Annotated in this window: 22 protein-coding genes; 6 read left to right on the top strand and 16 right to left on the bottom strand. The window is 66.2% G+C overall.

Annotation, left to right across the window (positions count from 1 at the left end):
- Window positions 1–6: 6 nt before the first annotated feature.
- Window positions 7–759 carry a Crp/Fnr family transcriptional regulator gene (locus AC07O3_RS04325; protein ID WP_495338660.1) on the bottom strand — a complete coding sequence of 251 codons (753 nt, stop codon included), beginning with the start codon at window positions 757–759 and terminating at the stop codon, window positions 7–9.
- A gap of 236 nt (window positions 760–995) precedes the next feature.
- Between AC07O3_RS04325 and AC07O3_RS04320 the strand changes: the two genes are divergently transcribed.
- The gene (locus tag AC07O3_RS04320; RefSeq protein ID WP_093060163.1) at window positions 996–1,499 is read left to right on the top strand and encodes a Rossmann-fold NAD(P)-binding domain-containing protein; all 504 of its coding nucleotides are present in this window, start codon (window positions 996–998) and stop codon (window positions 1,497–1,499) included.
- A 53-nt stretch (window positions 1,500–1,552) separates the two neighbouring features.
- Entirely contained in the window at window positions 1,553–2,206 is a 654-nt protein-coding gene (locus AC07O3_RS04315) for a BON domain-containing protein (RefSeq protein WP_093173597.1), read from the top strand.
- Between the two features lie 193 nt (window positions 2,207–2,399).
- Here AC07O3_RS04315 and AC07O3_RS04310 read toward each other — a convergent pair whose 3' ends face one another.
- Entirely contained in the window at window positions 2,400–3,224 is an 825-nt protein-coding gene (locus tag AC07O3_RS04310) for a universal stress protein (protein ID WP_495338659.1), read from the bottom strand.
- A gap of 187 nt (window positions 3,225–3,411) precedes the next feature.
- Here AC07O3_RS04310 and AC07O3_RS04305 point away from each other — a divergent pair, with 187 nt between their 5' ends.
- Both AC07O3_RS04305 and AC07O3_RS04300 read left to right on the top strand, forming a co-directional pair.
- Window positions 3,412–4,992: an oleate hydratase gene (locus AC07O3_RS04305; protein WP_495338658.1), complete on the top strand. Its 1,581-nt coding sequence runs from the start codon at window positions 3,412–3,414 to the stop codon at window positions 4,990–4,992.
- Window positions 4,993–5,157: 165 nt separating this feature from the next.
- The gene (locus AC07O3_RS04300; RefSeq protein ID WP_176928965.1) at window positions 5,158–5,403 is read left to right on the top strand and encodes a hypothetical protein; all 246 of its coding nucleotides are present in this window, start codon (window positions 5,158–5,160) and stop codon (window positions 5,401–5,403) included.
- 6 nt (window positions 5,404–5,409) lie between these two features.
- Here the strand turns inward: AC07O3_RS04300 and AC07O3_RS04295 are convergent, their stop codons facing one another.
- The 3 genes from AC07O3_RS04295 to AC07O3_RS04285 all read right to left on the bottom strand — a co-directional run bounded on the left by AC07O3_RS04295 (window position 5,410) and on the right by AC07O3_RS04285 (window position 6,532).
- Window positions 5,410–5,583, bottom strand: a complete 174-nt coding sequence (locus AC07O3_RS04295) for a hypothetical protein (protein ID WP_256216638.1) — start codon at window positions 5,581–5,583, stop codon at window positions 5,410–5,412.
- Window positions 5,584–5,666: 83 nt separating this feature from the next.
- Window positions 5,667–6,203 (bottom strand): hypothetical protein, encoded by a 537-nt coding sequence (locus AC07O3_RS04290; protein ID WP_495338657.1) that lies wholly within the window; start codon window positions 6,201–6,203, stop codon window positions 5,667–5,669.
- Window positions 6,200–6,532 (bottom strand): hypothetical protein, encoded by a 333-nt coding sequence (locus tag AC07O3_RS04285; protein ID WP_495338656.1) that lies wholly within the window; start codon window positions 6,530–6,532, stop codon window positions 6,200–6,202. Before AC07O3_RS04285 ends, AC07O3_RS04290 begins: the two co-directional genes overlap by 4 nt.
- Window positions 6,533–6,747: 215 nt before the next feature.
- Here AC07O3_RS04285 and AC07O3_RS04280 point away from each other — a divergent pair, with 215 nt between their 5' ends.
- Both AC07O3_RS04280 and AC07O3_RS04275 read left to right on the top strand, forming a co-directional pair.
- Window positions 6,748–7,365, top strand: coding sequence for a LexA family protein (locus AC07O3_RS04280; RefSeq protein WP_495338655.1), 618 nt, complete (start codon window positions 6,748–6,750; stop codon window positions 7,363–7,365).
- A gap of 126 nt (window positions 7,366–7,491) precedes the next feature.
- Window positions 7,492–7,719 carry a hypothetical protein gene (locus AC07O3_RS04275; RefSeq protein WP_495338654.1) on the top strand — a complete coding sequence of 76 codons (228 nt, stop codon included), beginning with the start codon at window positions 7,492–7,494 and terminating at the stop codon, window positions 7,717–7,719.
- A gap of 25 nt (window positions 7,720–7,744) precedes the next feature.
- Here the strand turns inward: AC07O3_RS04275 and AC07O3_RS04270 are convergent, their stop codons facing one another.
- The 11 genes from AC07O3_RS04270 to AC07O3_RS04220 all read right to left on the bottom strand — a co-directional run bounded on the left by AC07O3_RS04270 (window position 7,745) and on the right by AC07O3_RS04220 (window position 17,548).
- Window positions 7,745–8,437 (bottom strand): sulfite exporter TauE/SafE family protein, encoded by a 693-nt coding sequence (locus AC07O3_RS04270; RefSeq protein WP_495338653.1) that lies wholly within the window; start codon window positions 8,435–8,437, stop codon window positions 7,745–7,747.
- Window positions 8,438–8,439: 2 nt separating this feature from the next.
- Entirely contained in the window at window positions 8,440–9,846 is a 1,407-nt protein-coding gene (gene hemN, locus AC07O3_RS04265) for an oxygen-independent coproporphyrinogen III oxidase (RefSeq protein ID WP_495338652.1), read from the bottom strand.
- The gene (locus AC07O3_RS04260) at window positions 9,843–10,109 is read right to left on the bottom strand and encodes a hypothetical protein (RefSeq protein ID WP_093058420.1); all 267 of its coding nucleotides are present in this window, start codon (window positions 10,107–10,109) and stop codon (window positions 9,843–9,845) included. The genes hemN and AC07O3_RS04260 overlap by 4 nt, the downstream gene beginning before the upstream one ends.
- Window positions 10,106–10,402 carry a FixH family protein gene (locus AC07O3_RS04255; protein ID WP_256329603.1) on the bottom strand — a complete coding sequence of 99 codons (297 nt, stop codon included), beginning with the start codon at window positions 10,400–10,402 and terminating at the stop codon, window positions 10,106–10,108. Before AC07O3_RS04255 ends, AC07O3_RS04260 begins: the two co-directional genes overlap by 4 nt.
- Before the next feature lie 9 nt (window positions 10,403–10,411).
- Complete coding sequence (gene ccoG, locus AC07O3_RS04250; RefSeq protein WP_495338651.1) at window positions 10,412–11,824, bottom strand: cytochrome c oxidase accessory protein CcoG; 1,413 nt, start codon at window positions 11,822–11,824, stop codon at window positions 10,412–10,414.
- Window positions 11,825–11,846: 22 nt separating this feature from the next.
- Window positions 11,847–12,770 (bottom strand): cytochrome-c oxidase, cbb3-type subunit III, encoded by a 924-nt coding sequence (gene ccoP / locus AC07O3_RS04245; RefSeq protein WP_495338650.1) that lies wholly within the window; start codon window positions 12,768–12,770, stop codon window positions 11,847–11,849.
- A 13-nt stretch (window positions 12,771–12,783) separates the two neighbouring features.
- A complete protein-coding gene (locus AC07O3_RS04240) occupies window positions 12,784–12,924 on the bottom strand; it encodes a cbb3-type cytochrome oxidase subunit 3 (RefSeq protein WP_093074305.1) in 141 nt (46 codons plus the stop codon).
- A gap of 24 nt (window positions 12,925–12,948) precedes the next feature.
- Window positions 12,949–13,578 (bottom strand): cytochrome-c oxidase, cbb3-type subunit II, encoded by a 630-nt coding sequence (gene ccoO, locus AC07O3_RS04235; protein WP_093074307.1) that lies wholly within the window; start codon window positions 13,576–13,578, stop codon window positions 12,949–12,951.
- Window positions 13,579–13,587: 9 nt separating this feature from the next.
- Entirely contained in the window at window positions 13,588–15,027 is a 1,440-nt protein-coding gene (gene ccoN / locus AC07O3_RS04230; RefSeq protein WP_093058415.1) for a cytochrome-c oxidase, cbb3-type subunit I, read from the bottom strand.
- Between the two features lie 65 nt (window positions 15,028–15,092).
- The gene (ccoS, locus tag AC07O3_RS04225) at window positions 15,093–15,230 is read right to left on the bottom strand and encodes a cbb3-type cytochrome oxidase assembly protein CcoS (RefSeq protein ID WP_093058414.1); all 138 of its coding nucleotides are present in this window, start codon (window positions 15,228–15,230) and stop codon (window positions 15,093–15,095) included.
- Complete coding sequence (locus AC07O3_RS04220; protein WP_495338649.1) at window positions 15,230–17,548, bottom strand: heavy metal translocating P-type ATPase; 2,319 nt, start codon at window positions 17,546–17,548, stop codon at window positions 15,230–15,232. Before AC07O3_RS04220 ends, ccoS begins: the two co-directional genes overlap by 1 nt.
- Window positions 17,549–17,582 lie beyond the last annotated feature (34 nt).

Here is a 17,582-nt window from a genome sequence, read left to right as displayed (position 1 = left end):
CGACCTTTACTGGAGCATTGCGGGTGCAGGTGCCAGGCAGCGCTGCACGAAGGCCGACAGTGCGCCGACGTCGGGAATCTGCACATCGCGGCGCCCCTTGGTGGCAAACCCGATGACGTTGTCGCGCGCCAGCCGCGACAGCGCGCGGCTCACGCTCTCGAGCGTCATGCCCAGGTAGTTGCCGATCTCGGCGCGCGTCATGCGCAGCGTGATCTCGTCGGTGCGCATGCCGCGCTCGGCCAGCGTCTCCGCCCAGTAGCGCAGGAAGTCGGCCACGCGGGCGTCGGCCGGCAGTGTGCAGACGGACATCAACGAGTCCCGGTCGTGCGAGATCTCCCGGCTCATGGCGGTGTGCAGAACTTGCAGCAAGCCGGGATGCGCGACGCAGGCGGCCAGCAGGGCCTCGTACGACACAACCCAGATCTCGCCGGTATCCATGGCCACCGCATCGCATGAATAGCGGCTGCCCGCGATGCCGTCGAAGCCGAGCCAGTCACCGCGGAACTTGAGACCCACCACCTGCTCGCGCCCATCGGCCGAGAGATTCACGATCTTGAAGAAGCCCGAGTTCAGGATGTAGAGATTGCCGAAGCGCTCGCCCGCCTGGTAGATCGTGTCACCCGTGTGCACCACACGGCGCTGCGGCTTGAGTTGCTCGGCAAGCAGCTTCAGCGTATCGCCGGTGCTCCGGTCCGCGCACTCCCGGCCGATGGTCGGCAGGACCGGTGTGGTCTTCGAGGAAGTGGCGGTATTGAGCATCTGGACTCCTTGGTGAACTGTCGCGTGTCGATGGATGGATGCTAGGAAGCCCGCGGCAACGCAATGACAACGGTCGGAATCGGTGGGTAACGCTCGGTGAATGAAGTGTGTCCGGCGTGTATCAACGGCATTCGGTGTGCTGCAAGTCGCACGAGGCCCGCTCCGTGCTTTGACCTGCATCAAGTCCGGGACCGTTGGCGTCCCTAACCTTGGCGAGTCACACATTGACCATTGCCATGCCCCTTTCCAACAACGCCCGCAGTCCCGAGGCCGAGCCGCAGCTCTCTCCACTGAACGTGGCGAGCCTGCTGTGCCACGCGCGCATCCTCCAGCGCGCCTCGCTGGACGGGACCACCCGCCAGCTGCTGCGCGGCAAGAACCTGGGGCTGCTGTGCGAAACGCAGCCCGACGAGGCTCAGGCGCTGTTCCGTCGCGCCGCGGAGGCGTTGGGCGCCCACGTAGCCGTCATGCGCTCGAGCCTGTCGTCCGCGAGTACGCCGCAGGAAGTGCAGCACACCGCCCGCATGCTCGGCCGCCTCTACGAGGCCGTGGAGTGCCAGGGCCTGGAGCCCGTGCTCGTTCAACAGATCGGCCAGCATGCCGGGATTCCGGTCTTCGATGGTGCCGCCATGCGAGGCCATCCGGCCGAGCAACTGGCCGGGCTTCTCGGAGACAAGACCCCGCTGGCCGACAACCGGTGCTTCGTGCTCCAGGCCCTGCTGCTGGACGCCATCGCCTGAGCTGCCGGGCCCGAGGCAACTGCCCTTCCATTCATTCACCGCAAGGAATCCTCATGAAGACCGATACCCAATTGCGCAACGACATCCAGGCCGAGCTGACCTGGGCGCCCGAGGTCAAGACCTCCGACGTCGGCGTGATCGTCAAGGACGGTGTGGTCACCCTCACAGGCCACCTCGCCAGCCACGCCGAGAAGTACGCCGTCGAGCGCGCCGTGCAGCGTGTGCATGGCGTCAAGGCGCTGGCCGTCGAATTGACCGTGAAGCTGCCCTTCGACAACCAGCGCACCGATGCCGACATAGCCATGGCGGTCGAATGCGCACTCGACTGGAACGCGCTCGTTCCCGACGACAAGATCCAGCCCCTGGTGGAAAACGGCTGGATCACGCTGGCTGGCGAAGTCGAGTGGGGATATCAGCGCAGCGCCGCCGAAAGCGCAGTGCGCGACCTGATGGGGGTGACCGGCGTGTCGAACCTCGTGAAAGTCAAGCCGAAGGTGAGCCCCGCCGACGTCGAGAAGAAGATTCACGACGCGCTTTCGCGCCAGGCCGACCGCGAAGCCCGCAAGCTTGCCATCACGGTCAACGGCTCGCAGGTCACGCTGCGCGGCACGGTCCATTCCTGGACCGACCGCGATGCGGTGCAGGGTGCCGCATGGGCCACGCCAGGCGTCACTGTGGTGGTGAATGACCTGCTGGTGGACGCCTGAGGCGGCAACGCCCGAGCTGTCTTTTGAGCGAGTCCTGCCGTGAATGCCGCACTGCCGCCACTCGTACTGGAGCAATGCAATATCCCCGGGCCCGGCTCCGGGGGAACAGGCTATCGCGCGGGCGCGCAATTCGCGTAGCTGCGGGCAGTCAAGCGCATTGCAGCCTCCCCTGCGCACTGACGCCCCAGTGGCCTCAGTGCGACATCAGCACGGGCAGAGTCATCCACTGGAGCATGGACAGCGTGGCGCCGCCCATCACCCATTCGCGCGCCCGGCTGTGGCCGTAGCAGCCCATCACCAGCAGGTCCGAACCCAGGTCGGCAGCGAAGGACAGCAGCTTGTTGCCGATATCGTCGTCCTTGTCGCCGCCGGGATGCAGCGTGATGTTCTGGACGTCCTGCATCCGCAGGTAGTTCTGCAGGCGCTGCAGCGACGCCTCTGCGTCCTCGCCGTAGGCCACGACATGCACCCGGGCCGCCTTTCGCAGCCATGGCAGCGCGGCGGTCACGGCGCGCGCGGACTCGGGGGTTTCCTTCCACGCCACCAGCACGTTGCGGCCGACGGAACCGACCGGCCCCGCATACGGCAGCACCAGCGCCGGCCGACCGCTCTGCACCAGCACGCTGGGCAGGAAATCGCCGGGGAGCTCGCCGTCCATCGGGTCGTTCCGGTCGCGTTGGCCGAGGACCATCAGGTCGGTGTAGAGCGCACGCCGCGCGAATCCCCACGGACCGTCGCTCTCCGGCTCGGCCCAGTGCAGGCGCTGGGAGCCTGCGCTGTGCTCCATGAAGGTGGCGTGCATCGCGCCGCGCGCGTCCTTGTCGATCTCCTGCATGATCGCGACGGCCTCCGCGGCAGCCTCGATGGCGAACGGGTAGCGCATGAGCGCGGACAGGGTGCACGGCTGGCCGGTCACCTCGGCATCGAAAGTCTCTGCGAGCTGGCGCGCCAGCTTGATGCGCTCCACCGTACGGGCCGAGCCGTCGAGGTGAAGCAGGATGGATTTTGGGGTCTGCATGAGGGGCTCCTTGGACTGACGGGCTTTGGACGGGGCGACCTTAGGCCTGCTCGAATCGCACAGCCTTGCGCTGAATCAATCGCCCGCGAACTTCCACGCGACAGCGCCGATGCTTGATCGAGCGCAAGGCCGGGCCGGGCGCGCAGGCCTAGCCTCGGACCTCGTCTTCGCATCACGGCACCACTCCATGAACTCTTTCCAACAGGCCTGCATCGTCGGCAGCGGCATCGGCGCGCTTTCCGCGGCCGTGCTGCTGATCCGCGACGCCGGCATGCCCGGATCGCACATCCGCATCCTCGAGGAGGGTCCGACACCCGGTGGCGCTCTCGATGGCAGCGGCAATGCCATCCAGGGATACGTGACGCGCGGCGGCCGCATGTTCACTGACGAAACCTATACCTGCCTGTGGAACGTGCTGCAGAGCATTCCCTCGCCTGGCGCGCCGAACCGCACGGTGCGCGACGAGATTCAGGCCTTCAATGCGCTGTGGCGCTCCGATGCGCACGCCCGCCTGATCGACCGCCATCGCCGCATCCTGAACGCCAGCGACCTGGGTTTCAACTTCCAGGACCGCGTGGAGCTGATGCGCCTGCTGGCCACGCCCGAGCGGGTGCTGGGCAGGCAGCGCATCGAGGAATGCTTTTCCACCCACTTTCTCGACACTCATTTCTGGGCCATGTGGCGCACGACCTTCGCATTCCAGAACTGGCACAGCGCCGTCGAGCTGAAGCGCTACATGCTGCGCTTCCTGCAGGAGCTGCCGCGCATCCACACGCTGGGCGGCGTGCGGCGCACCGAGTTCAACCAGTACGACACCATCGTGCGCCCCATGGTGAGGTGGCTGCTGGATCGCGGGGTCCGGTTCGACTACGGCATGCGCGTGGTCGACGTGGACTTTGCCGCCGGTGCAGACGGCCTGCGGCTCGAGACGCTGCATTGCGTCAGGGAAGGCCGACCCCTGGCATACCGCCTCGGCGCAGAGGAATGTGCCTTCATCACCATCGGCTCCATGACCGCCGACTCGCGCAACGGCAACGACCACCAGGCGCCGGAACTGGTGCGTGACCAGAGCGACGGGGCCTGGACCCTGTGGCGCAACATGGCTCGCAAGGCACCGAGCCTCGGCAAGCCGGAAAACTTCTGCGGCAACGTGGACGAGAGCAAGTGGGAGTCGTTCACGCTCACGATGCGCAGCCCCTTGCTGATCCAGCGCATCCAGGCACTCTCAGGCAATCCGCCCGGCACCGGCGGGCTCATGACCTTCAAGGATTCGAGCTGGCTGATGTCGATCGTGGTGCCGCACGCGCCGCACTTCGAGGGCCAGCCCGAGGGGGTCTACACGCTGTGGGGCTACGGGTTGCTGATCGACACCCAGGGCAACCACGTCGACAAGACGATGGCACAGGCTGGTGGCCAGGAAATTCTCACGGAACTGATGCATCACCTGGGCTTCGAGGACATCCTCGAGGAAGTGCGGCGCACCACGACCGTGGTGTCGGTGATGATGCCCTACATCACCAGCGAGTTCGCATGCCGCAGCGCATCGGACCGCCCGCCCGTCATACCGGCCGGCGCGAAGAACTTCGCCCTGCTGGGCCAGTACGTGGAGATTCCGGAGGATGTGGTCTTCACGGTCGAGTACTCGGTGCGCGGCGCGATGCACGGGGTGTACGGACTCATGGGCCTGGGCCTCGAGGTGCCGCCCATCTACCACGGCATCGCCGATCCGAAGGTGGCGCTCGCGAGCCTGCGCGCATTGATGGGTTGACGCGCGAAGCTTGATCCATCTCAACACCCACCGCTGGTCGGGCGCGCAAGATTCCTCTTCAGCCATCCAAGGAGACAGTCGCGTGCCTTTCCTGCCGAAGAATGTCGGGATCCTTGACCGGGCGCTGAGCTACGGACATGACTGCATGGAGGCGCTGCGATGTGCATGACCCTGCTCAGGAAACTCGCCACAGCGAAGCTGCCTTGCACCGAGGCTGCCCTGGCGACGATCGACAGGCTGCGCGTGCTCGAAGCCGCCGGGCACGTCAAGGTGCGGATTCCTCCTGCCCACGTGGACTGCGACGACTGCCTGCGCCAGGACGCGGCCACGGTATTCGAGATCACGCTCCGGGGATGGAAGACCCTTGCCGCCGATGCGCCCGAAGAGGAAGCACCGTTGCGTCGCGGGTAGATGAAGCTATCGGATGCTGGAGGCGAACCATCGAAAGATGTTCTGCCGGCTCTCCGAGCTACCTCCAGTCCGCACGAAGAGGAAGCCGGTTTTCGCGTTGCCCAGCCAGTCGACTGGAATGCCTGCGGTTCGCAGAGCCTCGATTTCATCGCGCGCGTTCATGCCGAGCGGCAGTTTCAAGGTGATGGTCGCGCTGTGGATGGTCCGCCTTTTCGTCATTCGCTTCCCTTGCGTGTTCCTGGAGATCCGGCCGAACCATTCCCCTACGCAGGACCGGCAGCCAGGAGCCTTGCGCGCACCATGCCTTCGCGCAAGGCACGGGCAACATCGGCAGACATGCCGTTCCTTGAATCGAAGGTGGTTGCCTCGCCTGCGCCCGATCTCGCGACGACGGCAGCCTGCGCGCTACCCGGCGTCTCCACCACTTGCTGCAGGTACAGATCGAAGCGCCCATGAAAGCCGAGCGGGAGCAATTCACCATGCTCCTGCCGGACGGCTTGCCGATAACGCGGCCCGGGGAAGAAAGCGGACTTCCAGCGAATGCTCGCACCCGTGTCATCGATGGAGGTCACGCGAGCTCCAACGAAGACCGCACCATCGGCAAACATGCTGAATTTTCCGAGCGCCTCGAAGTACTGGAACTGACGGTCGATACGCTCCTGAACCCGGCCGATCGTGTACTCGATCGGTTTCGGCGCAAACGGCGCCTGGCAGGCGGCCCTTATACGCGCACCGAGCGTTGTGCCCACAGCGACTTCACTGGGCGGAGTCACACGCAGATCGTGGAACATTGCCGTCATGGCCTGCGCGCGGCGGCAGCCGATGGTGGGCCGATCTTCGCAAGCACGTATGAAGCACTGGCCGATGCAGCGGAAAGAGCGGCGTGCAAGTGGATGTGCGTTGGCTTGCTCTCGCAGGAAGGGAATGCAGCAGCCGTTCGACGGCCGTTCTCCGTGATCTGGAACATCGTCGCCATGATCACTTTGCCCCCGGTGGAAGGCGTCGAGTCCACACGCAGATCCGCGCGCACGAGACCACCAAGAACCAGAACCTTGATCTCCTCGATTTCATCGAGCGAGAAGGTTCTCGCTGGCAATGCCCCTTCGACCAGGCGATGCAGCAACAGCATGGGCATGGGACTCCCCCCAAAACCGCCAGCGATGGACTGATTGTTACGCGGGCTGACAGTTAGATCATCCTAAGACTGCGAAAGCTTTAAAACCAGGATAGAAATTTCGTCGAACAGGTACAAAACTATCAAGTTGCCGGAATGCCCTCTGGCTTGACGATGGAAGAGCTATCATCGATTTTCTTTCTATCTGAAACAGCGCCTACCCTAGGGCTGTGAATAGCCGTCAACTAATTCGCGAAGGACGCAAGCGCCTCCAGATGAGCGAGCAGCAATTTGCTGATGCGCTGGGGGTGAGCCGTGGCGCAGTACAGCAATGGGAAAAACAAGGCGGCACAGCTCCCAAGCGCGCCAACCAGGCGCGTGTGGCCAAGCTGCTTGGAATTTCCGTTGCGGAACTGGTCTCGGGTGTGTCGGCGGGTGCACGGGGAGTCGACGTGCGCGCTGAGGTTCCTCTGGTGTCCGAGGTCGAGGCAGGCAACTACACCGTCATCGACAACTTCAAGCCGACGACGCAATTCGACACCGTCCCGGTGAGCGTGCCGGTCAAGAAGCACACCTACGCACTGCGGGTGCATGGCGACAGCATGGTCAGCGAGGCCGGCGACTCGTTTCCCGCCGGGTCCATCCTGATCGTGGAGCCGGAGATGGAGGCGGTGCCCGGCGACTATGTCATCGCGCTGAACGAGGCCAGCGAGACCACGTTCAAGCAACTCGTGAAAGACGGCGGGGACCTGTATCTCAAGCCGTTGAACAGCCGTTACCCCATCAAGCCACTGGGCGATGCCCAGGTCATCGGCGTGGTGCGCGAGTTCACCAAGCGTTTTCGATAGCCGTCGCGAAAAACGCACGATGGCGTAGATAGATTTTCTACGCAGAGATACATTTTTCATCCTGACGCAGCAACGGCCTGAATTGCCCGAACAAGGCACGGGGGCTGCGGCGAAAGGATTGAAAACATGGGTCCGCCGCGGTACCGGGATCGGTTTGAATTCGTGTTCCATGTCGAGCAAAGCACCGATGGCCAGACAGTCGTGTGCAGAGCGGAAATCTTCGAGTACTCGGTCCTTAAGGCTGTGTTGCAGATCGTGGACACGCAGCTCACGCGCCTGGAAGTCGTCGATGTGGTCCTGGGTCGCTGCATCCGGTGGGCGGACCTCCGGATTGCCAGCGGGAATGCTTTCTGATCTGCATCCAGATCGCAGCGTTGCCTCAGCGGCACCAGGCGTCGATCTGGCGGATGAGGTCCGACCACAGGGCCTGTACCGCCACGGCCGCCAGCAGCAGGCCGGCCACCCGCGCACCCCAGGTCTGGCGTGCCCCGCCGCCGCCCCACCGCAAGCGCTGCCAGAGCCACGGCCCGATCAGCAGCGAAAGACTGCTCCCGAGCGCAAACAGCGCCATCAGTCCGGCGCCCTGCAATGGGCCGTTGCCCAGGCTGGCCAGCATCAGGGCTGAATAGAGCAGCCCGCAAGGCAGCGCGACCCAAAGCAGCCCGGTCGCAAGCACTCCCAGCCATGTGCCGCCGGCATGGGGGCGAAGACGCGACTCGAGCGAGCGGCCGACGCGCTGCGCCCACAGCGGCTGCCGCCCCGTGGCGGCCAGCATCGCACCCCAGGCGAACACGAAGACGTGCAGCAGCACCCACAGCGGCCGCAGCGCGGCAACCTGCGTGCTGGCCTGCGCCAGGCTGTCGACGCTGGCCGCGGCAATGGCACCTGCCGTCGCGTAGCTCGCGATGCGACCGAGATGGAAGGCGGCCGGCGCCGCTCGCGCCGACGCGGCGCCCTGCCCCGCCGGCACGATCCGTATCACCGCCGATGAAGCGGCGCCGCACATCGCCACGCAATGCGGCCCACCGGCCAGGCCCATGAGAAACGCGGCACTGGCGAGCGCGAGTTGCATGATCAGACCACGCGGGAAAAGCGCGTGCGGGTCGCGCGGCAGTACCGGTCGAACACCATGGCGACCGCGCGCACCAGGAACCAGCCCTGCTCGGTGACCACCAGATCGTGGTCGCTCAGCCGCACCAGGCCGTGAGCGACCATCGGCCCGAGCGCCGCGAACTCGGTGGCGAAGTAGCGCTGGAAGTCGACTGCAAACGCGTCCCCCATGACGTTGAAGTCGACCCGACCGCGGCACATCAGCGCCATGATCACGTCCCGCCGCAACAGATCGTCGCGCGACAGCGCAAGGCCGCGAACCACGGGCAGGCGCCCCTGGTCGAGGAGGTCGTAGTACTCGTCGAGGCTCTTTGCGTTCTGGCTGTAAGTGGCGCCCACGCGGCCGATGCCGGAGACGCCGAGTGCGATCAGGTCGCCCTCGGGCCTGGTGCCATAGCCCTGGAAGTCGCGCTGCAAGCGCCCTTGCCTCCTGGCAACCGCAAGAGGATCGTCGGGCAGCGCGAAGTGGTCCATGCCGATGTAGACGTAGCCCGCTTCGGTCAGCCGCGTGATTGCGCTTGCGAGCATGCGCACCCGCGTGGCGGCATCAGGCAATTCTTCGGCCGCAATGCGCCGCTGCGGCTTGAAGCGCTCGGGCAGATGCGCATAGGCGTAGAGCGCAATGCGGTCGGGCCGCAGCTCGTTGATCTGCGCGAGCGTGCGCTCGAAGGAGGCGTCGTTCTGCCGCGGCAGGCCGTAGATCAGGTCGACGTTGATCGATTCGAAACCCAGCGTGCGCGCCGCATCCATCAGCGAGAAGACCTGCGATGCCGGCTGGATGCGATGCACGGCTTGCTGCACCTCGGGGTCGAAGTCTTGCACGCCGAAGCTCAGGCGATTGAAGCCCAGCGCGGCCAGGTTCGCCAGCCGCTGCGCATCGACCGTGCGCGGATCGATCTCGATGGAGCGCTCGCCTCCGGGCACGAAGGCGAAAGACCGGTGCAGCAGCGCCATGAGCTCGCCCAACTCCGAGTCGTCGAGGAAGGTCGGCGAGCCACCCCCTAGGTGCAGCTGGCCTGCGGTGGCGCTGCGGCCCAGTTGCGCGACTTGCAGCTCCACCTCGCGCGCGAGGTAGGCCAGGTACTGCCGGCCCCGCTCGCGGTGGCGAGTGACGACCTTGTTGCAGGCGCAGTAGTAGCACAGCGACTCGCAGAACGGAATATGGACGTACAGCGACAGCGGCGGCGCCTCAGCGCTCGCCGCGCGCCGACGGCTCAGCGCCCTGGCGTAGTCGTCGGCGCCGAAGGCCTCGACGAAACGGTCGGCTGTGGGATAGGAGGTGTAGCGCGGCCCGGGAACGTCGAACTCCCTCAGTAGATCGATGGGCAGCGGTGCCTGCACGGGCACAGGAGCAACGGCGGCAGGAATCATTGCGAGGGTGTCCGCAGAGGTGCTCCAGAAGGTTCCGAAGCCGATGGCCTGGCGAGCAATGCCGTGCATGCGCTCGACGACGCCGCCATCAGCCAGAAGACGAAGAAGGCGGCGGTGTAGATACCCTGGCGCGACATCCGCAACGCATCGGCCCCGCAGAACGCGTTGACGGGGTCGACGAGCGCGAACACCAGCACCTCCATGCCGCAGGCCACCAGGAAGGACGGCCACAGGATGCCCGCGAGCTGGCGCACTCCGTTCATGGCGCGGCCTTCCGGGCCGGCGGCGGCATGTCGCTCGCGGGCGTGGTCGCGTGGTTGCGACCGGTCAGCGCGGGCAGCAGCTTCTTCGCGGCCAGGGTCTTGTTGATCTCGACGCCTTCGCGGTAGTAGTCCTCGGACACCAGCGCATCGGGGCTGCGCCAGGCCAGCCAGAAGGTCACGAAGCTCGCGACCACCACGACCGCCGGACCGCCGATCACCATCCAGAGCAGCGGATAGCGCCACCAGCCCTGGGCCGCCGGTTCGTTCGTTGTCGCCATTGTTGTTGCGTTCATCTCGATCTTTCAGCGCGGCACAAGGAAGGCCGCTTTTTCCGAAACCTGGGCGCCGCCGCCCTCCTCGCGGATGCCGAAGTGCACCGTGTGCGATCCGGCAGGCACGGCCCCATAAGGCACCTGCAGCCGCACCGCGACCCAGCGTGACTGGGCGGCGTCGACCGTCACCGGCTCGTCGGGCGAGACGCTGAGGCCTTCCAGTCCGTCGGCGACGATGCGGTACTGCTGCGGTTTTTCAGTGGCGTTCATGATCTGGAGCCGATAAACGTTCTCCAGCCGCCCGCCCTCGGCAATGCGGGCTAGCGAGGCGCGGTCGCGCACCACATCGACCTTGAACGGCGTGCGCACGATCAGGCTGACCAGCAGTCCGGTCACCAGCAGCGCCAGGATCGTCGTGTAGAGCAGCACGCGCGGCCGCAGCACACGCCGCAGCAGTTCGCGGCGCGACCAGCCGGTTTCCATGCCGTTTTGCGTGTCGTAGCGGATCAGCCGCGGCGGGTAGGCCATCTTCTGCATGACGGTGTCGCAGGCATCCACGCAAAGGCCGCAGCCGATGCACTCGTACTGCAGGCCCTGGCGGATGTCGATGCCGGTCGGGCACACCTGCACGCACAGGCCGCAGTCGATGCAGTCGCCCAGCGCCAGCGTGCGTGGGTCGGGGCCCTTGCGGCGCGGCGCGCGAGGTTCGCCGCGCTGCGGGTCGTATGTGACGATGAGCGTGTCGCGGTCGAACATGGCGCTCTGGAAGCGCGCGTAGGGGCACATGTACTTGCAGACCTGCTCGCGCATGAAGCCGGCATTGCCGTAGGTGGCAAAGCCGTAGAAGAAAACCCAGAACACCTCCCACGAGCCCATCTGCGTCTGCAGGAAGGCCATGCCCAGTTCGCGGATGGGCGTGAAGTAGCCCACGAAGGTGAAGCCGGTCCACAGCGCGATGCCGATCCAGACGATGTGCTTGAACCATTTCTTCACCAGCTTCTCGAGCGACATCGCCTCGGCGTCCAGCCGCATGCGCGCGGTGCGGTTGCCTTCGATCTTGTGCTCCACCCACATGAAGATCTCGGTGTAGACCGTCTGCGGGCAGGCGTAGCCGCACCACAGCCGCCCCGCCACCGCGGTGAAGAGAAAGAGCGACAGCGCACTGATGACCAGCAGGCCCGAGAGATAGATCAGGTCCTGCGGATACAGCACCAGCCCGAAGATGTAGAAGCGGCGCGCGGCCAGGTCGAACAGCACCATCTGCCGCTCGCCCCACTCCACCCACGGCAGGCCGTAGAACACCAGCTGCGTAAGAAAGACCATGGCCCAGCGCCAGCGCGCGAACATGCCGCGCACTGTGCGTGGATAGATCTTCTTCGTGGCTTCGTAAAGGCCGACCTCCTCGCTGCCCGCGCTGACGATGGGAATGATCTTCCGGGTCATGGCGTTGCGCCGATCTCGGGTTTCACGGCGTGGCCGCGGCCGTGTTGGTATTGTTGGAGAACCCCCAGACATACGACGCGAGCATCCGGATCTGTGCCTCGGTAAGACGGCCTTCCTGCGCGGGCATCTCGTTGTGCTTGCCCGCGTTGATCATCTGGACGATGGCGGCCTCGCCGTAGCCGTGGAGCCAGATCCTGTCGCTCAGGTTGGGCGCACCGATGGCCTGGTTGCCCACGCCGCCGATGCCGTGGCAGGCCGCGCAGACCGTGAACTTCGACTTTCCGAGGCCGGCACGCAACGAATCGTGCGGCTCGCCCGCCAGGCTCAGCACGTAGTTGGCAACGTTCTTCACGTCATCCGGTGTGCCGACGGCCGCAGCCATCGGCGGCATCACGCCGACACGGCCCTTGGTGATGCTCTCGACGATCTTCTCGGGCGTGCCGCCGTGCAGCCAGTCCTTGTCGGTCAGGTTGGGAAAGCCCTTGCTGCCGCGCGCGTCGGAACCATGGCACTGGGCGCAGTTGTTCATGAAAAGACGCTCCCCGATGGCCTTGGCCTGCGGGTCCCTTGCAACCTCCTCGACCGGCATGGCGGCGTATTTCGCGTAGACGGGTGCCAGCTCTTGCGTGGCCTTGGCGACGTCCGCCTCGTATTCGCCGCGCGAACTCCAGTCGGACTGGCCGCGAAAACTCCCCAGGCCCGGAAAGATCGCCAGGTAGCCCAGCCCGAAGACGATGGTCAGCACGAACAGTCCGATCCACCACATGGGCAACGGGTTGTTGGCTTCGCGCAGGTCCTCGTCCCAGACGTGGCCCGTGGTGTTGTCGGCGTTCGGCGCAACCCGCTTGCGGGCTGTGAACCACAGCAGCAGCACGCAGCCGAGGATGCTCAGCAGCGAGGCCGCGGCCACGTAGTTCGACCAGAAATGGCTGATGAAATCGCTCATCGTGGTTCTCCCTTCAGTCCTGCTCGAACGGCAAGCGGGCCGCTTCCTGGAAGTCGCGCGCGTTGCGACGCGAATACGCCCAGATCACGATGCCGATGAATAGCGCGAAGCACACGACGGTGGCTGCAACGCGCAAGGTGGTGACGTCGATCATGGTTTCAGTCCTTTGCCGCTGTGCTTACTTGAGAGCCAGGCCCAGCGATTGCAGATAGGCCACCGTGGCCTCCATCTCGGTCTTGCCCGTGACCTCTTCCGTGGCCTTGGCGATTTCCTCGTCGGTGTAGGGCACGCCGACACGGCGCAGCGCGCGCATGTGGGTTGGCAAGGCTTCGGCGTCGACGAGGGCCTTTTCCAGCCATGAATAGGCCGGCATGTTCGATTCGGGAACCAGGTCGCGCGGATTGTTCAGGTGGATGCGGTGCCACTCGTCGCTGTACTTGCCGCCCACGCGATGCAGGTCGGGGCCGGTGCGCTTGCTGCCCCACTGGAACGGGTGGTCGTAGACGAACTCGCCAGCCACCGAGTAATGGCCGTAGCGCAGCGTCTCCGAGCGGAAGGGCCGGATCATCTGCGAGTGGCAGTTGTAGCAACCCTCGCGCAGGTAGACATCGCGGCCGGCGAGCTGCAGCGGCGTGAGCGGCTTGACGCCCTGCACCGCCTCGGTGGTCGACTTCTGGAAGAAGAGCGGCACGATCTCGACAAGGCCGCCGACGGCCACGACCACGAGGATCAGCACGATCATCAGCAGGTTGTTGGTCTCGATCTTCTCGTGGGTAAAGCCGCTGGACTTGGGAGTGTTCGGGTTCATCGTGCGTCCTCAGGCGTGGGCCATGACGGGGGGCGGGATCTCGACGCGCACCGAGCGGCCCGAGATGACGGTCATCCAGACGTTCCAGGCCATCACCAGCATCCCCGACAGATAGAGCAGTCCGCCGATCAGGCGCACCACGTAGAACGGGAAAGTGGCCTTCACGCTCTCCACGAAGGTGTAGGTGAGCGTGCCGTCGGGGTTGATGGCGCGCCACATCAGCCCTTGCATCACGCCGGCGATCCACATGGCGGCGATGTACAGGACGATGCCGATGGTGGCGATCCAGAAGTGCGCCTCGATGGCCTTCACGCTGTACATGGTGGTGCGGCCATACATGCGCGGAATCAGGTAGTAGAGCGAGCCCATGGTGATGAACCCCACCCAGCCGAGCGCGCCGGAGTGCACGTGGCCGATGGTCCAGTCGGTGTAGTGGCTCAGGGCGTTGACGGTCTTGATGGACATCATCGGACCCTCGAAGGTCGACATGCCGTAGAACGACAGCGCGACGATCAGGAAGCGCAGGATCGGGTCGGTGCGCAGCTTGTGCCAGGCGCCCGAGAGCGTCATCACGCCGTTGATCATGCCGCCCCAGCTCGGCGCGAGCAGGATCAGCGAGAACACCATGCCCAGCGATTGCGTCCAGTCCGGCAGCGCCGTGTAGTGCAGGTGGTGCGGGCCGGCCCACATGTAGGTGAAGATCAGCGCCCAGAAGTGGACGATGGACAGCCGGTACGAATACACCGGCCGGCCGGCCTGCTTGGGGATGTAGTAATACATCATCCCGAGGAAGCCCGCGGTGAGGAAGAAGCCCACGGCGTTGTGGCCGTACCACCACTGCACCATCGCGTCCTGCACGCCGGCGTAGGCCGAGTAGCTTTTCATCCAGCCCGCCGGAACCTCTGCGCTGTTGACGATGTGCAGCAGCGCCACCGCGATGATGAAGGCTCCGAAGAACCAGTTCGCCACGTAGATGTGGCGCACGCGGCGCATGCCGATGGTGCCGAAGAACACGATGGCGTAGGCCACCCAGACCACCGCGATCAGCAGGTCGATGGGCCACTCCAGCTCGGCGTATTCCTTGCCGCTGGTGTAGCCCATCGGCAGGCTGATGGCGGCCGCGACGATCACGGCCTGCCACCCCCAGAACACGAAGGACGCGAGCTTCGGCGCGAAGAGGCCCACCTGGCAGGTGCGCTGAACCACGTGGAAGCTCGTGGCCATCAGCGCGCAGCCGCCGAACGCGAAGATGACCGCGTTGGTGTGCAGCGGCCGCAGCCGTCCGTAGCTGAGCCATGGAATGCCGAGGTTGAGCTCGGGCCAGGTCAGCTGGGAGGCGATGATCACGCCGACCAGCATGCCGACCACGCCCCAGACCACGGACATGAGCGCGAACTGCCGCACGACGGTGTCGTCGTATACCGCGGCGGGTGGGTTCGGTTGTTGCATCGTCGTGCCCTTGAATGAGTTGTGGGCAGTTTCCGTGGGCGTCTGCCTCGCGGGCTTGATGCAAATCAATCGCCGTGCAGGATGCGGTCGCCTTCGGTTTCGACGTCGTCGAACTGGCCGCGCTCGATCGCCCACCAGAGCCCGCCGAGGATCGCGAGAACCAGCACCACGGACAGCGGGATGAGCAGGAAGAGGATGTCCATCAGCGGCTTGCCTTGCCGGCGGCCGCGAGCCGTGCCGCATTGAGGACCACCACGAGGGAGCTCGCGGCCATGCCCAGGCCCGCGAGCCACGCCGGCAACCAGCCCGCCACGGCGAGCGGCACGCACAGCGCGTTGTAGCCCGCGGCCCACCAGAGGTTCTGGCGCACCACGTGCAGCGTCTTGCGGGCTTGTGCGATGGCATCTGGAATGGTGGCGAGCCTGTCGCCCAGCACGACGAAATCGGCGTGCGCGCGCGACAGCGGCACGCTGCGGCCGAAGGCGAACGAGGCGTTCGCACGCGCCAGCGAGGGACCGTCGTTCAGGCCGTCGCCCACCATCGCAATCTGCCGTCCCTCGGCCTGCAGCCGCCAGAGCACGTCGAGCTTGTCCTCCGGCGTGCAGCCACCCTGCGCGAAGTCGATGCCGCAGCGCGCGGCGATCTCCTTCGCGGCGCTGTCGCGATCGCCCGAGAGCAGCCGCACCGTCAGGCCCTGCGCGCGCAACGCGGCCACCGCCGCGGCGGCATCGGCGCGAAGCTCTTCGGCCAGCACGAAGCTGGCGACCCACCCCTGCTCGTCGGCCAGGTGGACCTGCGCAGCGTCAACCTCCAGCGCATTCACGCTGCAGAAGGTCGACGAGCCAAGACGCGCACGCTGGCCTGTTCCGGTGCGCGCACGCGTCCGGCGCAGCAGGCCTTCGAGCCCGAGCCCTGCCGCTTCGGTGGCCTGTTCCACGGTCCAGCCCGGTGGCGAGCGGAACTGAGCATTCCACGCATTCACCAGCGCCTGCGCAACAGGATGCAGCGACTGCGCAGCGAGCGCCGCCGCCATTTCAAGTGCGTCGCCGGGCCGCAGGCCCTGCCGGCAATAGATGCGCTCCAGCCGCGGGATGTCGCCCGTCAACGTGCCCGTCTTGTCGAACACGACCGTATCGACCGACGCCAGTGCCTCCAGCGCCTGCAGGTTGGAAGTCAGCACGCCGCCGCGCGCCAGGGCGCCGGCGCTCGCGAGCATGGCAGCTGGTGTCGCGAGCGAGAGCGCACAGGGGCAGGTCACGATGAGCACCGCGACCGCCACCATCAGCGCCTTGCCCGGGTCCGTGTGCCACCAGAACACTGCCGCCATCGCCGCCGATGCGAGCACCGCGACGAGGAAAGGCCGCGCCACCCGGTCCGCGAGCAGCGCCAGGCGCGGCTTGCGCGAGGCGGCGCTTTCCATCAGCCGCACGATCTGGGCGAAGCGCGTGCCCTCGCCCACCGATTCGATCCGCACACTGACCACCGCCGAGAGGTTGTGGCTGCCGGCCAGCACGCGGTCGCCGCGGGGGCGCGGCACGGGGCGGGATTCGCCTGTCAGCAGGGCCTCGTCGGCGCTGGTGTCGCCTTCGATCACCACGCCGTCGGCCGGAAACGCCTCGCCGGGGCGCACGCGCACCACGTCTGCGGCTGCGAGCCTGCGCACGGCCACGCGGGTCCAGCTGCCATCGGGAGCGAGTCGATCGATGCTGTCGGGCAGGCGGTTCATCAGGGCCTCGAGCGAGCCGGCGGTACGGTCTCGCAGGCGTGCCTCGAGCCAGCGGCCGGTCAGCAGGAAGAAGACGAACATCGTCAGCGAGTCGAAGTAGACCTCGTGGCCCAGCGGCCCGCCGGCGTCGAAGGTGGCGGCGCTGCTGACCGCGAAGGTCGCGAGCACGCCGAACGCCACCGGAAGATCCATGCCAATACGGCCCGCGCGCAGGTCGCGCCAGGCGCTGCTGAAGAAGGGACCGCAGGAGAACAACACGACGGGCAGCGTGAGCACCCAGGAGGCCCAGCGCAGCAACTGCGCGGCGTCGTCCGTCATGTCGCCCGGCCTGGCGATGTAAGCCGGGTAGGCATACATCATCACCTGCATCATGCAGAAGCCCGAGACCAGCCAGCGCCACAGCGCCATGCGCAGTTCGCGCGCGCGCCCCGCGCTTGCCAACTGGCTGCCGGCGGGAACCAGCGGGTATCCGGCCGCGGCCGAAGCCTCGAACCAGCGTGAAGGCCGGGTGACCGCGGCCGACCACACAACGCGCGCCCGCCGGCTGGCCCCATTGACCTGTGCCTCGCGCACTCCGGGCACCTTCAGCAGCGCAGCCTCGACGGTGAAAGCGCAAGCGGTGCAGTGCATGCCTTCGACCGCGACCTGCGATGCCCACTGGCCGGTGGCTGCATCGCCCTCCTCCAGCTGGCCGAACGCCGGCCATTCGGCCGGGTCGTCGAGCACCTGCCAGGTGTCGGCGGTGGCCGCAGCGGGCGACGGATGCGTAGAGAACGGGGCGAGCGCAGCTTGCATCGGAGCGAGGCTAAGGGCGGGCCTCGCAGTGCCC

This window comes from Variovorax sp. GW821-FHT09D05, assembly GCF_059416325.1.
The sequence above is the reverse complement of the archived record's forward strand: the minus strand, read 5'-3'. Positions and strand labels throughout refer to the sequence as shown.